The organism is Streptomyces sp. NPDC052301 (assembly GCF_044593395.1).
In the GTDB taxonomy this organism is placed as follows: domain Bacteria; phylum Actinomycetota; class Actinomycetes; order Streptomycetales; family Streptomycetaceae; genus Streptomyces.
Genome location: NZ_JBIUBE010000017.1, coordinates 83,748 through 98,287, shown reverse-complemented (window position 1 = coordinate 98,287; position 14,540 = coordinate 83,748). Strand labels below are relative to the sequence as shown.

Here is a 14,540-nt window from a genome sequence, read left to right as displayed (position 1 = left end):
CGGCGGCGGGCTTCCGCCCCGCGTTTCTGCGTGCAGGAGTTCGCCTCAAAGGCGTACCGGTCACCGGACTTGCTGGTCCCGGTCATCGTGGCAACGACGAGCACCAGCCCCTCCTTGATCCTCAGGATCGCCCGCGAGCACGAGGTCACCCTGCTACCGGTGGTCCCGGCCGGCCAGCCGGTGCAGGGTCAGGGCAGCGCCGAGCAGCTGGACGCCGCGGGCGGTGCGCGGATCGAGGCCGGTCAACTCGGCTACGCGCCCGAGGCGGTTGTCGACCGTATTGGGGTGCACGTCAAGTGCTTGAGCCGTACGGCGCCGGTCGAAGTCGCAGTCGAGGAAGGCGGCCACGGTCGCGACCAGACCGGGTTGGCGGACCAGCGGTTCCAGCAGGGCGCCCAGTTCGGATGCGCTGTCCGCGGCTGCCGCCACGTGGTACTCGAGCAGCACGTCCCGCAACCGGTGCAGCCCCGGTGTGTCCGCCACGGCTGCGATGCGGCGTGCTCGCTCGGCCGCTGCCGGAACCTCCTCCGGGGAGTCTGCGGTTGCGGCGCCCACGATCGGCGCTGCCGGGAGACGGGAGGAGAGTCTTTCGGCCACGGCGTCGAATGCGATCCCGGAGGGCAACAGGACGCAGCCGCCGCATTCCTCCGGCAGGCTGAGAACGCGGCCCTCGGTCAGCGGCGCGAGCCGGGCGAGCGCCCAACGCAGCAGCCTGCGTGCCGCCACCGGTGTCTGCGGCTCGGGGGCCCGCACGCTGAGCACGAGGTAGCCGGATTCCAGGGACAGCCCGTAGCGGGCGGCGACCTCGGCGGGCTCGTCACCACGTATCAATGCACGGGCCAGCTCCCGTGCCGCCCCCTGCTGGTCGGCGACGCCCACGAGGTAGGCCTCGGTGACGTTCTCGACTATGGCCTGGAGCGCTCTGAGCTGCATCCGGGTCAAGGACTGCAGTGCCGCTTCCTCGCCGGGACGGGCCAACTCGCTCAGCGCGTCCAGCAGCACCTCGGCGCCGACGTGGTACCCCCTGAGCAACTGCACCAGGGGCAGGCCTTCCTCGGCGCGCTCGGCGGCGCGTTCCCGGAACGGCCCGATGTCGACGTCCGGCAGGCCTTGCACATGGCGGAGGAATTCACGTATCGCATGGCGCGCTGTTGCCGCGATCTCCACGTCCCGCATCTCCTCAGGCAGGAGATCGAAGCCGGGCACCATGGCCCGCTGGCGTTCCACGATGGCCCTGGCCAGGTGGTTGACCCGCGGTTCGAGGCGTGCGGCCAGCCGCACCGCCCCGTCCCGCGCAGCTTCTGGTTGTGACATGTCACAACAGTAGGCAGCCTTCGGTGGCCCCGCGCCCGATTGCTGCGTGCCTGCGTTCACGGTGCCATGGGCACCATGCGCTTCTCCCTCACCGACTACGCAGACCAGGTCTGGCACGGCGCCGTCGACGACAGCATCGTCCATGCCGGACAAGCGGACTCCGGCGTCATCGAGGTGGTCGACGGCGTGGGCTGGCACCCCGGCTTCGGTAACGTCATCACCTTCCGCACCGACGACGAGATCATCCTGGTGGACACCGGCAACCCGCTGGCCGCCGACACACTCCACCAGGCCGTTCGTGCCTGGAGCCGACTGCCGGTGACCACAGCCGTCTTCTCCCACGGTCACATCGACCATGTCTTCGGGATGGGTCCCTTCGACGCGGAGGACGCGCCACGCCCGACCGTGCTCGCCCACGAAAGGATCGGTGAAAGGTTCGACCGCTACCTACTGACAAGGGGCTACAACGCGGTCATCAACCAACGGCAGTTCCAGGCACCGGACCTGACCTGGCCGCGCCAGTACCGCAGGCCCGACCTCACGTACCGCGAGGCGCTCACCCTGACCCGCGGAGGGCTGACCTTCGAGCTCTTCCACGTGGAGGGCGAGACCGACGACGCGACCGTCGCCTGGATCCCCGAACACCGCATCCTGTGTCCCGGTGACATGTTCATCTGGTCGAGCCCCAACTGCGGCAATCCGCAGAAGGTGCAGCGCTACCCACGCGAGTGGGCGCTCGCGCTGCGCCGCATGGCGGCCCTGGGCGCGCAGATCATGCTGCCCTCGCACGGAGCACCGGTCTTCGGCGCCGACCGGATCCGCCAGGCACTCACCGAGACCGCGGAGTGGCTGGAGAGTCTGGTCCAGCAGACGCTGGACGGACTCAACTCAGGTGCGCGGCTGGACGATCTCATCCACTCCGTGCGTCCGCCCGCCCATCTGGCCGATCGTGTCTACCTGCGAGCCAATTACGACGAACCCGAGTTCATCGTGCGCAACCTGTGGCGGCGGTATGCCGGGTGGTACGACGGAAACCCCGCGCACCTCAAACCGGCTCCCGAGGACAGACTCGCGACCGCGCTGGCGGAGCTCGCGGGGGGTGCCGCCGCCCTGTCGGAAGCAGCTCGACGCTACGCCGACGCGGGCGAGCTGCGCATCGCCGGGCACCTCGCGGAGTTCGCCGTACAGGCCGCCCCCGACGACGCCGCCCTGCACGCCGTACGCGCGGACGTCAACCAGGCGCGTGCCCGGTTCGAGTCCTCCCTGATGGCCCAGTCCATCTTCACCTGGGCCGCCAACGAGTCACGCGAACGGTGCACCGACAAACCGTGACCCGTGCGTGGCCGGCCGGGGGGCGGATCCGCCTTGCGGCCGGGCCATGCCGGCGACGACTCTCCCAGACGTAAGGAGCCCCGATGTCCCCCGACCACGGAAAAGTCCGTCCACGGCGGCGCAGGGTCTGCGCGCTCGCCGCCACCGCCCTGCTCGGCCTGGCCACGCCTTGGATCTCCACAACCCCCGGCCACGCCGCCGCGGCCGCCGAACCGACCGGAGACACATCGGTCTTCGACAATGCCGCCTTGAATCAGATCTCCGTCTCGGGACTGCACAACGCCTACGACAAGAGCAAGTCAAAGTCGATCACCACGGGGCTCGATCGCGGAGCGCACCTCCTGGAGATCGACGCGTACAGCACGTACGGCAATCCCGGCGGTTGGGTCGTCAGCCATTCCGATCCCTTGGTCAACGACAACAACTGCACCTACACCACCGGATCGGGCGCATTCAAGACCACGTGGCGGAACGGCAGCCTCAGAACCTGCCTCGACGACCTCAGGGCCTGGAGCGACGCACACCCCCGTCACGATCCCGTCTACCTCAAACTCGAACTCAAATGGGGCTTCCGCTCCCGTGCGGGAATGGGACCGGCCCAGCTGGACCAGCTGGTGGCCAAACACCTCGGTGCCGACCACCTCTTCACACCCGCAGACATGCTGGGAACCACGTACCAGACCCTCGACGCCGCCGCGCGGGCCGGCAGTTGGCCCACCTGGAACCAGCTCCGAGGAAAGTTCATCGTCTTCCCGATCACCGGCACCATAGAGAACAAGCTCGCAGGCTACGACTTGGACAACCTCTCCACCGAACAGGAATACGCCCAGCACGTGGCCGACCTTTCGGCAGGCGGCCGGCTCGAAGAAGCCTCGATGTGGCCCGCCATGACCAAACCGAGTCCGACCGGCGACCCCCGTCTCGTCTATGCGGACGCCCTGCGTCCCTGGTTCGTCATCTTCGACACCCAAGCCACCCACTGGCTGAACGACGGGTACGCCATGTCGTGGTACTGCCGAAGCCACTACCTCACCGTCGAGGGCTCGGCGGAAAGCGTCGCCCCCGCACTCGACGACACCAACCCCGACCCCACCGCCGCAGCCCAACGGGTCCAGTACCTGGCCCAGCAAGGACACTCCAGCGCCACCACCTTCGACTGGATGAACACACCTGGCGCATACACCCTCTGGCCCCGGAACTGCTGACAGGTCAGGAAATGACGACAATCCACGATCGATGGCACGGCCGGAAGACCGACGGCGGTTGGCGCGAGACAAGCCGTCGCAACGCGCGCTCCGTGCAGACCACCATCGGATGGATCTTCTGGGATCCCGGAGCCGTGGCGCGCTTCGAGGCGCGTGGCCTCCCCGGACCGCTGGGATACATCGCTTCCCGGGGCGCGCCACTCGCGCCTGCCGGGCCGGAGGCACTGACGGCCGCGTTCGGCTCCATCAGCTCGGCCGGCATCGCCCTCACCTTTGACCTCATGAAGGGAGATGCGGCCGCCTTCCATGAACTCTGGCAGGTGCGCGACGAGGCCGTCGACGAGGGGCTGCGCCGGTACGCGCCCGGCATCATCGACCCGCTCGTCGAGATGGGGCCGGCACTGTGGTCCGCCGTCGACCGCCTCCCGAGGCTGGGCCGCGTGTTGTTCAGTGCGACCGTGTCCATGCCTCGTCCACAGAACCCTCTGCTGTCGGGCTGGCACGCCGTGAACGCGATCCGTGAATGGCGGGGCGACACGCATTGGGCGTTGCTGGCCTCGGCCGGTCTGACATCTTCCGAGGCGTCGATCGTTCACAACGAATGGTTGGGATACGAGGACGACTGGCTGAGCAGATCGCGGGGCCAGAGCGAGCAGGAGATCGACGAAGGCTGGGACGCGCTGTCACGGAAGGGACTCGCGGCACAGCGCAGACTCCTTCCCGTGGCTCTGCGGCTGCGTCAGCAACTGGAGGACCTCACTGACGAACTGACGGCCCTGCCGTGGCAGTTGCTCGGCAGGGATGTCTCCCACAGGTTCGCGGAGCGCCTCGAACCCCCCTGCGAACTATTGCTCGCACGCGTGGACGAGACCGCAGGGCCGAACTACCAGCCCGCTTCGCGAGTGCGGGAGCGATACCGAGACCCGGAGGAGAGCGACGGGAGCTGACGCTCCTGGCCGGCGTGGCGCCGGCCCGGCTGGAGCGTCGGGCAGTCGCCGGTCGCGACCTGGGTGGCCTCACTCGTTCCGGCCCGGGCTCGCTGGAGAAGCTGATCCCCGGGTATTGCCCCCGCAGCGCATCGAGAGCACCGACTGAGCGAAGTCGCCGGATGGCACTGCGTTCGTCGGCCGGGACGGTGAAGGTGTGCCTGCGGGCTGATGGGCTGCGGGCTGCGGGCCGGGGAAAGGCGTGGGCAGCAGGAGCGCCGAGCACGGCACCCTGGCCGCCGTGCTGCACCCGATCCGCGCTCCGGCCACCCGGGCACCGACCGGGTGACCGGTACCGGACGACCTGCGTGAGTCACGGCTGAAGGGAAATCACTTGTGAGGCCCTACAGTTGAGGCGACACTCAGCGATCGAGGCACGGGGGATTGGTGTGACTGGACAGTGGCAGACGCTCGGTGAACCGGGCGGCATCGAGGCTTACGTTCACCGCCCGGCGGGTCAGGTGCAAGGCTCTGTAGTGGTCTGTTCCGAGCTGTACGGCGTGAACGCGTATGTGCGCGACACCTGCGCGAACTTGGCGGCGGCCGGGTACGTCGCGTTGGCGCCCGACTTCTACTGGCGCAACGCTCGCCGCACCCAGCTCGGGTACTCGGCGGAGGAACGCGAGGACGGTCTGGTGCTGATGCGCGCCCTGGACCGGGACGAACTGGTGGCCGACGCTTCCGTGGCTCTCGCGGCGGCGCGTGCCGAGGCCAGGGAGCGGGGCGTGGCCTTCCTCGGGCTCAGCATGGGCGGGCACATCGCGGTGCGGGCGGCGACCGAGCTGAGCTTCGAGCTGGCCGCCGTCTTCTACCCTGGCTGGCTGCTGAACAGCGGCTTCCCGCTGGTGGGCCCGGTGCCGCCGCTGGAGACCAGCGAGCGGATCGCCGCGGGCGGCGCCTTCGTGCTGGGATTTCGCGGCGAGCTGGACCACATCATTGCGGCCGAGGAGTGGGAGCAAGCCGAGCAGCGACTCACCGAGGCCAAGGTGCCGCATGAACTGGTGACCTATCCGAATGCCCGGCACGGTTTCGCCTGCGCAGACCGCCCGGCCGACTACGACCCCGAGGCCGGCGCGGACGCCTGGCAGCGGGTCTATGCCGCCTTGGCATCGCACCTGTAAGCCCACACGCGACCCGCGAATGGGTGACGTCGGGGCGGTGCCCGGCAGTTGGCTGTCGGTGGCGGGGCACGCCAGGGACAGCGGCCCCAGCCGGCCGGCGGCTGCTCCGGGATACTTCCCGTCCGCAACCGAGTGGGTGCTGTCGTCGCTGGACAGGCGAGGGGATCGGCCTGATCCCCTTGTCCCAGCCTTGCACGTCTGACGGGTCCGGAACCTGTGGCTCGCATGGCAGCCGCCTGTCGCAGGCGTCGGCAGCGTGCCTTGCCGAGGCCTCCGGGAGCATCCTTCTCGGGGGTCTCGGACGTCGTGGCGGGAACGGCGGTAGCCGGCCGACGAACGGGAGGGGCGTATGAGCTGCCCTTGTCCGCCCACTCCCGGATGACTGCCGTGCACGCTCACCCGCAGTCGGAGTCTGCCTGTCCTCGCGCACTGGCTGACCCGTCCTGCGGGTCGGGCCGACTCCGCGGTGGGAACAGGATCAGCCGGCCGCTCGTCCACGCATAATGACAATTGCTCCTGAGCGCAGCGCCCTGGACCGGGCCGTGCCTCGAATCCGGACGAGCGCATCCCCTGGAACTCCGCCCCTTGGGCGAGGCCCTCTGGTCAGGGGCGCCGCCGCCCCATCCGTGCCGAGTGCCGGTTGTGCTTCTTGGTGTCCCACCACTCCTCGAGCAGCGCGTGGACCAGATGCACGAGCATGGCAAGCCGCTCGGGATCGGGGGTCGGCGAGGTGAGTACGTCCGCGAAGGACTTGTCGTCCCAGGGCAGGGTGACCACCCAGCGTTCGTCCTCCTGGCCCGGTCGGACGGCGGTGAGCCAGTACGTCAAGGTCGCACTGCGGTCCGCACGGTGATCGACCGCCAGGTCGGAGATGACGAACCTGATCGCGCCGTCACCGGTCGTGTAGGAGCGAGCAAGTTCCTGCTCGGCAGGCGTGCGAGCGGTCATGTGCGCCACGTACCCCTTCACGGATCGCTAGCTCATGGGAGGGGCCCGGGATTACTCCCGAGCCCCGAGCCAGCTTAACCGTCGGTGCCTCGACGCGATCTGGTCAGTCGACGTTGTACGCGGTCAGGAGATCGTTCCGACCCGCCGGGGTACCGATGATGGTGCGGAACTTCTCGACCGGCGGGCAGGCAGCGTTGTAGGTGGAGAACCCGCCACGGCCGTTGGGCTGTCCGGACCAGATCGCGGCACTGATCCGCCGGTCCATGGTGCTGTTCCATCCGTGGCCCAGTTTGATGTGCCGCCATCCCCAGGTCTTGGTGCCGCAGCGAAGCGTGTACTTCGAGGGCCCCCGGTAGTAGGTGCGGACGATGTAGGTGCGGCTGTGGTGCCGGCACGTTGCGTCGATGGTGTCGGCGCTCACGGCAGTGGCGCTGACGGCGTTGGGGCCTACCGCATTGGCCGTGACACGCGCGGGGGCCGGTGCCGTGGTGGCAGCGGACGCGGCACCAGCCGCCGGTAGGAGCAGAGCGGATGAGGCGAGGACAGCGGTCAGTGCCGTCTTGACCGTGCGAGACGTATCGAAACCCAAGAGTTCCCCCTGTGAATCGGCGCGCCCCAGGGTCAACAGAGGCGCGGTGTGCGAGCCTCGACACCCGAGGCCGGCACGAGACTTCACCACGACACAGCTCGAACGAGCAACGCAATAAGCAAAGTTGAGTCGCACGACACTCCCTCGGCCGGGGTGGTCCGCCAGAACGACTCGGGCGGGACAGGTGGGGCCGGTTGAGCCGAACGGGCGGCGACGGGATGACGGGGCGGGCCGTCGGGTCCAGAGCGGAGGGCGTTCCGGTAGCCGTCGGCCGGGTCGCTCAACTGGCCGGTACGGAGGGTCAATTACCGGGGCCAGCGAGGTAGTTTCCGTCTCCCCGCCGTCCGCAGAAGGGACCCCTCGTGTCCTCCGGCCCTCTTTCCCTCGCGCTCGCCAATCTGCTGCTCCGGCTGGATTTCCGATCCCACCGTCCGGGCATTCGACCGGCTGCTCGCCAAGGCGGGGTACCGCGAAGGTGACGAACAGTTCGCGGACGACTTCCGGACCGTGCTGCGCTGGTGGGCCGGCGCGGAGAACCTCACCCCGGTGGGCTGGGTGTCCGCCCGCGGGCATGTGGCCCGGCATCTGGCCAACCGGGCCAGGATACGGCGGATCCTGGCCGAGCACCCGCAGATCGCGGCCGAGCCGGTAGAGCGCCCGGTGTTCGTGGTGGGTCTGCCGCGCACCGCCACCACGCTCACCCACGGGGTGCTGTCGCTGTCCGCGGAGCACCGCTGTCCGCTGCTCTGGGAGTTGCTCACCCCCGACCTCGACAGAGGCCCGGAGGGGCGCGCGAAGTCGATCCGGACGGCCCGGACGCTGACCGGCTCGATCGACCGTTTCTCGCCGCGCTTCCGGGACATCCACCCGCTGCGGCCTGAGGGCCCCGAGGAGTGCACGTTCGCGCTTCCGCACACCGTGATGCCGCTGTCGCAGGCACGCATCCCGCAGTACCTGGCGTGGCACGACGGTCGGGACTTCGTGCCCGACTACGGCCATCTCAAGCAGGTCTACCAAGTGTTGCAGTACGGCCGCCCCCGCCGCCGCTGGGTGCTGAAGTCCCCCCTGCACCTGGAGAACCTGGACGCGCTTCGGACGGTCTTCCCGGACGCCACGATCGTGTGGACGCACCGCGACCCGGCCGTCGCGGTGGCCTCGTTCTGCAGCCTCGTCGAGCACGGCATGCAAGTGAGCACCTGTCCTGTGGACCTGCACGGCATCGGCGCGACCTGGCTGGAACTGCTGAGCCGCTCCGTGTCCCGCGGCCTCGCCGCCCGTCCCGCGATCCCCCCGGAGTCGCTGGTGGACGTTCCCTACTCCTGGCTCGGCGCCGACCCCGCCGCGGGCGCGCCGAAGCTTTACGCGGCCGTCGGCGCCCGCTGGACCGAACCCGACGCCGCCCGCCTCCCCGACATCGTCTCCCGTCCCCACAGCAGCCGGCCGCACCGTTACGACCTGGCCCGCTACGGCCTCACCCACGGCGACGTGGAGTCCGCGTTCGCGGACTACAACGCCCTGCGCGCTGAGGTCGACCGGTCCTGACACGGTTTCGCCAGCCGGTCCGCGACCGTCGGGTCCTCGCCGGAGGCGCCGTTGACGTACTGCTGCGCAGGAGTCTTTCGGCATCGTCTCTGCGAATGCCGCCGCTGCCTCGACCTTCGGTGGAAGGCCATGACGGTGCGGAGGCTGTACGCCACCGAGCGCTTCAGGAGCGCCGTCTGCAGCAGGGCCGAGCGGCCGGCCCCGCTGCACCCCTTCCGATTCTCCGAGGAGGGTGAGGGCGTGCGGACGTGCGGCCCAGCCCACAGGGCGAGCTGGATCTGGTTGCTCTCCGCCACCCCACCACCGTCGCCGCTTGCTCCGTACCGACCGTCCCCGCCGCGTGGGTGCATCGGTCAGAGCCGGGCGTTCGTGTTCACTCGCCGTCCTGGCTGCCGGTGACCCTCTTGCGCCGTGGGGGCGTCGTCCTCCGGATTTCCTCCGTTGCCGCACGGAAGGCTGGTGCGGCGTGTTGGAAGTAGTCGAAGAGCAGTTCGCGCTGCTGCGGGGTGTAGCGGTCCAGGACCTCGGCGACGTGGTGGCGGGCGGCCTGCACGACCTGTTGAACACGGTCGAGTGCGTCGGGGATCGGCTCGACGATCACGCGTCTGCGGTCCTTGGGGTCCGCGGTGCGGCGTGCGTAGCCGGCCCGCTCAAGACGGTCGATCAGGCGTGTGGTGGCACCAGTGGTGAGTCCGGTCCTCACGGCGAGTTCGCCCGAGGTGAGCCCCCCTTCCAGAGAGATCAGGCTGAGTGCGTACCACTCGGAGGTATGCAGACCGGCGGCCTCGGCGCTGGCCAGGCCCTGAAGTCCGACCGCGTTCAGGTACTGACGGAAGATCACGTGCTCGTTCCCGCCGCCCGAAGGGGTTGCCATCGTCGAGAGTCCTCTCCTAGATTAGCTGCATCGAAGCAGATATTGCATGTGAGCAGAATCTGCATCAGTGTAGTCAGTTGAGGGGGCATCCACCATGTCGACAGTCACCCGTGACGTCGCCGCAGTCACCGGCGTCCTGGACGAACTCGTGGCCGCATGGGAGCGGCACGACGCAGACGCGTACGGTGAACTCTTCACCGAGGACGCCACGTACGTCACCTACGTCGGCACCCTGTACCAGGGCCGCCAGGACATCGTGAACTGTCACCGCGTGCTGTTCGCGAGCTTCCTCAAAGGCACCAGACTCGCCGACCAGGTGATCTCGATCCGTTTCACTGGCCCGGACGTCGCCGTGGTGAACGGCCGTGGAGACACGTACAAGAAGAAGCAGCCGCGCAAACTGACCAAGCTGCAGACTTACACCTTGGTCCGGCAGGACGACGGCAAGTGGCGCATCACGGCCTTTCACAACACCAAGCGAAAGCCATTGATGGAGTCGATCTCATACAGGTTCGCCCCAGGGCTGATCCCAGCCGCCGGCAGGTGAATCCCTTGCTCGTTCCCGGCGGGCGGCTGCTGGAAGGGTGCCGCTGCGGTACAGGGTAATGATTGCAGGTGCCGACCCCGGGTGCCGCCGCAGCGGTGGGCAGGACGACCCACATCGCCGACGGCGGCCACCAGACCACCGGGCTGGGCATCCCGCACCGTCACCCCGGCGGCGAACTGAGCGACTGGAAGAATCTGCGGGAACCTACCGCGTTGTGCCGAAACCGTCGGCATGCCGCGCGCGTAGTGCGTACCGTTTCAGTGCGCGGAGTTCAAGCCGGTCCAAGGGGGAAGAGCCATGATCGAGCTGTCGGCGGTTCTGAGAGATCTGCGGGAAGAGCTTGAGCAGTCCATCGCAGCAGCCAACGGCCAGGCCCTCAAATTCGAACTGGGATCGGTCGAACTGGAGGTGTCGCTCGCGCTGGAGAGGAAAGCCGGAACCTCTGCGAAGGTGAAGTTCTGGGTCGTGGATCTCGGCGTGGACGGCTCGCTCAACCACAATGCCGTCCAGCGGGTGAAGTTGTCCCTGCAGCCCACGGTCGAGTCGGGTGGTGTCAGAACGCGTCCCTTCGTGTCCGGTACGGCCGGCTCCCATGAGCAGTGACGGCGGACTCCTCGCTCCGAGCGGACTGGACGATCGTCAGGTCGTCCAGATCGTCACGGTGAGCGAAGACGGTGGCGGCAGACGGGGATCCGGCTATCAGGTCGCATCGGGCCGGGTGCTCACCGCTGCGCATGTCCTTGACGGTGCTCGCCATGTCCGGGTTCGTTTTCTAGACGACGGTGGCGCCCCCGGCGACATCGACGCGGACACGGAATTTCTGCACTTCGGGCTTGATGTCGCCGTCTTGAAGCTTCGTCCGGTGTCGGGCGCCGGCGGTGACGATGTCCCCCCGCGGGTGCAGGGGACTACGCGGTACGGGCGGCTGAGCGGTGCCGTGCCGTGCGAAGCGATGGGCTTTCCCCTCTTCAAGCTCCGTCGTGAAGGAGGCACGCGCGCCGGCGGGATGGAGTACCGCGACACCCGGCAAGCGTACGGGCACGCAGCAGGTCTGTCGGGGCGACGCGAAGGCACGCTCGAGATCACCGTCGAACCTCCCGGCGACATCCCGGACTCCGGCCGTCATTCGCCCTGGGAGGGCATGTCCGGGGCCGCGGTGTGGAGCGGGGGGTGCCTGATCGGTGTCGTCAGTGAGCACCGCGCCACCGACGGGGCGGGGACTCTGACCGCGAGCCGGATCGACCGGTGGCATCAGAAGCTCTCCCGCGAGGAACGCGACACGCTCCACACCCTGATCGGCCTGCCTCGCCACCCCGGCAGGCTGACGGACACCGACCCGCGGGCACAGCGTATTCACGCCTACCTGTCTGCGGCGCTCGCTTCGACGAGGGAACACCCCTACGTCGGCAGCATCCTGGGCGAGGCACCACCGCTGGCCGACATCCATGTCGGCCAGCGAGCCCGCCCGCGCGGATCAGGGGCCGCTGCCATCGTGGCGGCCGAACTGTCCGCGGACGAGCTGATGCATCGCCTGCTCCACCGGGCCAAGGGTGTGACGCTGCTGACGGCCGGCCCAGGAGGCGGAAAGTCCACCTTGCTGCGGATGGTGCTGGCGTCCCTGGCCGCACGACGTCTCGCAGGTGAGGACGTGCATGTGCTGCCGGTTCTCCTCCGAGCCAGCGACCTGGTGAGGAAGGAGTCGTTACCGCAGGCCATCTGCCGGGCCGTCACCCGAGACCTGAGCAGGTTCGGGTTGCTGGAGGAGCCATCCCCGGACGTCTTCCGCACCGAACCGGAACGTGGCGTTCCGTGGCTGGTGATGGTGGACGCCCTGGATGAGATCCTGTTGCCGGAACACCGGCGCGAAGCACTGCAGACCATCGCCGCTTTCGGCTGCCGGGCCGAACACGGCACCAGTCCCTTCCGATTCCTTGTCACCACCAGGCCTCTCCCGGAAGACCAAGTGAGCATCCTGGGAGCGGACACTCAAGCTTTCGAACTGCTCCCCTTCGACGCGATGGAACTCCACCAGCTCGCGGCGAACTGGTTCCGCGCTTCCAGCCGTGTCAGTACCGAGCCGATGCCGCGAGGACGGGCACCGTTCCCCGGGGCCACGGACGGTATGGGTACGGTCCCCCTCATGGGCGCCCTCCTGTGTGCTCTTCGCCAGGCAGCACCGGACGGACCTCTGCCGGCTGACCGAGGCGACCTCTTCCGGCGTTTCGTCGGCGCTCTCGCCGACCGCCATCATGCCGCCGGGCTCGCGGGCATCAAGGAGCAGACACGGCAGGCGCTCGGCCGCTATGGAGACGAGGTACTGCACCGGGCACAACTGACCGTCGACAGCTTCTTCGTGATGGTGGCCGAGGTCGCCTCCAGGCAGATCGCCATGTCCGCCGGCCTCATCGCGCCGGCCGCCCCGGTCCGCAGAGACTTCAGCGTCCTGGACGCCGTACGCGGGCGCCCGGAGGCGGCACGGCCCGACCCGGTCCCGGAGGAGACCTGGCTGCAGTTCCTGGGCGATCTCCTCAGACACAGCGGCCTGTTCACGGAGGACGAATCCGGGTTCCGTTTTCTCCACCAGACACTCGCCGACTACCTCGCGGCCGAAGCCGCCACCCGATCCGCGCGGCAATGGAAGAAGGAGCTCCGCGCGTTCCTCGGCCCCGGCCTCCTTCCTGAGCTGCCGGGTGGTCGCCGAGCCCGAACGGCCCGTCGCACCGCTCACATGTCGTACATCGGGTTCCTGCTGGACGCTGAAGCGGCGGACGGGAGCGGCAGCCGTACGCTGCACCGGCTGGCCCGCGACGGAGAGCTCTCGGACCTGGAGTTGATCGCGGCCCAGGCACGGCTGGGGACCCGGCTGAGGCGAGAAACCGTGACGACGGCGACCGAAGCGCTCGCCTCGAGAGCCGGTGGGCCGAATCTCCTGCAGGACTCGTCGCTCCGGGCGGCCCTGGCGCTGGCCGACCTCAATGACGCTCGTGCACAGTCGATCCTCCTCGGCATCGCCCGGGACACGAACGCGGGCGGCCTCTCACCCCTGCCCGTCATCCGGTCCAACGAGGCAGCCGGGAACCTCATGCGTCTGTTCAACGGCCTGGCCAGAGTCCAGGCGGCGTTCAGGGTCGCCGAAGGCGGGGACGAGCGCGGGACGAAGATTCTGCTGGAACTGGTGCACGGAGACGGTCTCCATCCGCTCGCCCGGGTCTTCGCGGCGGGCGGCCTTTCCCAACTCGGTCACGACAACGCCCAGGAGCTGTTGTTGTCCCTGGCCAGGGACAGCCGCTTCGAGGGCTCCGGGCGTGCCCTTGCGGCCCGCCTGCTGGGGGTCCGGTTCGACGACCCGCGCGCCCGCGCGATACTCGTGGCCATGACCCGCGACCGGGGCCTCGATCCCGTATCGCGTGTCAACGCCGCACACTCGCTGTCCAGGCTGGGGGATTCGCGGGCCCGGACCGTTCTTCGGGAACTGGCCAATCCTGCCAGCTGCTCGGACTGCAGTCGTCTGATCAAGTCCTTCGTCCACGTCAAAGCAGCCAGAGTTCTCGCCGAACATGACGACAAGCGCGCACCGGAGCTCTTGCGTTCACTGGCGCAGAACGCGCAGGTTCATCGCTACTACCGTCGTCGCGCGAAGATCATCCGGTCCATGATCCACAAGGGGATCCCGCTTCGGGTGCGCTCGGAGGAGGACCGCCTCAGACTGGAAACAGACATCCGCGAAATGGCCTACGGCCGGCAGATTAGGCTCCTCACGTTGTACTTCCGCATACAGAACCGCGTTCTCCTGCCCTTCGTGCTGAGGAGATCGGCACGACGGACCGACCACGAACCGCTGTGACGTGGCCGGCTGGTCAGCGTGTTCAGGCTGCAGAAACCGACTGCGCGGCGGGCAGGTCCTGTTCCACGGTGAGTGCCCGGCGCCATCACCGAGGACAGCGCCCATCGCGCCTCCTGCCCGACGGCTACGTGGCTTGGCGGTCCTGGCGGCCCGCCCGTGTGGCAGTTCCACGGCATTGCGTCACCGACACCCGGGACCACGACTGCAGCGCCCTGGAACTGATGCTCGCACCGTGGCC

12 protein-coding genes and 1 pseudogene are annotated in these 14,540 nt (G+C 68.6%); 9 read left to right on the top strand and 4 right to left on the bottom strand.

Annotated elements, in window-relative coordinates; genetic code table 11:
* Positions 1-153: 153 nt before the first annotated feature.
* Positions 154-1,314: a PucR family transcriptional regulator gene (locus tag ACIHEJ_RS35060; protein ID WP_400141653.1), complete on the bottom strand. Its 1,161-nt coding sequence runs from the start codon at positions 1,312-1,314 to the stop codon at positions 154-156.
* 66 nt (positions 1,315-1,380) lie between these two features.
* Here ACIHEJ_RS35060 and ACIHEJ_RS35055 point away from each other — a divergent pair, with 66 nt between their 5' ends.
* The 4 genes from ACIHEJ_RS35055 to ACIHEJ_RS35040 all read left to right on the top strand — a co-directional run bounded on the left by ACIHEJ_RS35055 (position 1,381) and on the right by ACIHEJ_RS35040 (position 5,958).
* Entirely contained in the window at positions 1,381-2,646 is a 1,266-nt protein-coding gene (locus tag ACIHEJ_RS35055; protein WP_400141652.1) for an alkyl sulfatase dimerization domain-containing protein, read from the top strand.
* Positions 2,647-2,729: 83 nt separating this feature from the next.
* Positions 2,730-3,851, top strand: a complete 1,122-nt coding sequence (locus ACIHEJ_RS35050) for a Ca2+-dependent phosphoinositide-specific phospholipase C (RefSeq protein WP_400141651.1) — start codon at positions 2,730-2,732, stop codon at positions 3,849-3,851.
* A gap of 11 nt (positions 3,852-3,862) precedes the next feature.
* Positions 3,863-4,798 (top strand): hypothetical protein, encoded by a 936-nt coding sequence (locus ACIHEJ_RS35045; RefSeq protein ID WP_400141650.1) that lies wholly within the window; start codon positions 3,863-3,865, stop codon positions 4,796-4,798.
* Between the two features lie 428 nt (positions 4,799-5,226).
* The gene (locus ACIHEJ_RS35040) at positions 5,227-5,958 is read left to right on the top strand and encodes a dienelactone hydrolase family protein (RefSeq protein WP_400141649.1); all 732 of its coding nucleotides are present in this window, start codon (positions 5,227-5,229) and stop codon (positions 5,956-5,958) included.
* A gap of 603 nt (positions 5,959-6,561) precedes the next feature.
* Here the strand turns inward: ACIHEJ_RS35040 and ACIHEJ_RS35035 are convergent.
* Both ACIHEJ_RS35035 and ACIHEJ_RS35030 read right to left on the bottom strand, forming a co-directional pair.
* Positions 6,562-6,906 (bottom strand): hypothetical protein, encoded by a 345-nt coding sequence (locus ACIHEJ_RS35035; protein ID WP_400141648.1) that lies wholly within the window; start codon positions 6,904-6,906, stop codon positions 6,562-6,564.
* Positions 6,907-7,009: 103 nt separating this feature from the next.
* Positions 7,010-7,327: a hypothetical protein gene (locus tag ACIHEJ_RS35030; protein WP_400141647.1), complete on the bottom strand. Its 318-nt coding sequence runs from the start codon at positions 7,325-7,327 to the stop codon at positions 7,010-7,012.
* Positions 7,328-8,002: 675 nt separating this feature from the next.
* Between ACIHEJ_RS35030 and ACIHEJ_RS35025 the strand changes: the two genes are divergently transcribed.
* The gene (locus ACIHEJ_RS35025) at positions 8,003-9,037 is read left to right on the top strand and encodes a sulfotransferase family protein (protein WP_400141646.1); all 1,035 of its coding nucleotides are present in this window, start codon (positions 8,003-8,005) and stop codon (positions 9,035-9,037) included.
* A gap of 373 nt (positions 9,038-9,410) precedes the next feature.
* On the opposite strand, the gene ACIHEJ_RS35020 is transcribed toward ACIHEJ_RS35025, so the two are convergent.
* Entirely contained in the window at positions 9,411-9,911 is a 501-nt protein-coding gene (locus ACIHEJ_RS35020) for a MarR family winged helix-turn-helix transcriptional regulator (RefSeq protein ID WP_400141645.1), read from the bottom strand.
* A 94-nt stretch (positions 9,912-10,005) separates the two neighbouring features.
* Here ACIHEJ_RS35020 and ACIHEJ_RS35015 point away from each other — a divergent pair, with 94 nt between their 5' ends.
* The 4 genes and pseudogenes from ACIHEJ_RS35015 (at position 10,006) to ACIHEJ_RS35000 (ending at position 14,302) form a co-directional block, all read left to right on the top strand.
* Positions 10,006-10,458 (top strand): SgcJ/EcaC family oxidoreductase, encoded by a 453-nt coding sequence (locus ACIHEJ_RS35015; protein ID WP_400141644.1) that lies wholly within the window; start codon positions 10,006-10,008, stop codon positions 10,456-10,458.
* An 80-nt stretch (positions 10,459-10,538) separates the two neighbouring features.
* Positions 10,539-10,649: pseudogene (locus tag ACIHEJ_RS35010) on the top strand (IS5/IS1182 family transposase); the annotation flags it as partial.
* A gap of 106 nt (positions 10,650-10,755) precedes the next feature.
* Complete coding sequence (locus ACIHEJ_RS35005; RefSeq protein ID WP_400141643.1) at positions 10,756-11,061, top strand: trypco2 family protein; 306 nt, start codon at positions 10,756-10,758, stop codon at positions 11,059-11,061.
* Entirely contained in the window at positions 11,051-14,302 is a 3,252-nt protein-coding gene (locus tag ACIHEJ_RS35000; protein WP_400141642.1) for a trypsin-like peptidase domain-containing protein, read from the top strand. Before ACIHEJ_RS35005 ends, ACIHEJ_RS35000 begins: the two co-directional genes overlap by 11 nt.
* Positions 14,303-14,540 lie beyond the last annotated feature (238 nt).

Bases quoted from the DNA above. Each gene is read 5' to 3' on its own strand.
- ACIHEJ_RS35060 (WP_400141653.1), bottom strand. From the start codon at position 1,314: ATGTCACAACCAGAAGCTGCGCGGGACGGGGCGGTGCGGCTGGCCGCA.
- ACIHEJ_RS35055 (WP_400141652.1), top strand. From the start codon at position 1,381: ATGGGCACCATGCGCTTCTCCCTCACCGACTACGCAGACCAGGTCTGG.
- ACIHEJ_RS35050 (WP_400141651.1), top strand. From the start codon at position 2,730: ATGTCCCCCGACCACGGAAAAGTCCGTCCACGGCGGCGCAGGGTCTGC.
- ACIHEJ_RS35045 (WP_400141650.1), top strand. From the start codon at position 3,863: ATGACGACAATCCACGATCGATGGCACGGCCGGAAGACCGACGGCGGT.
- ACIHEJ_RS35035 (WP_400141648.1), bottom strand. From the start codon at position 6,906: ATGACCGCTCGCACGCCTGCCGAGCAGGAACTTGCTCGCTCCTACACG.
- ACIHEJ_RS35020 (WP_400141645.1), bottom strand. From the start codon at position 9,911: ATGGCAACCCCTTCGGGCGGCGGGAACGAGCACGTGATCTTCCGTCAG.
- ACIHEJ_RS35015 (WP_400141644.1), top strand. From the start codon at position 10,006: ATGTCGACAGTCACCCGTGACGTCGCCGCAGTCACCGGCGTCCTGGAC.
- ACIHEJ_RS35005 (WP_400141643.1), top strand. From the start codon at position 10,756: ATGATCGAGCTGTCGGCGGTTCTGAGAGATCTGCGGGAAGAGCTTGAG.
- ACIHEJ_RS35000 (WP_400141642.1), top strand. From the start codon at position 11,051: ATGAGCAGTGACGGCGGACTCCTCGCTCCGAGCGGACTGGACGATCGT.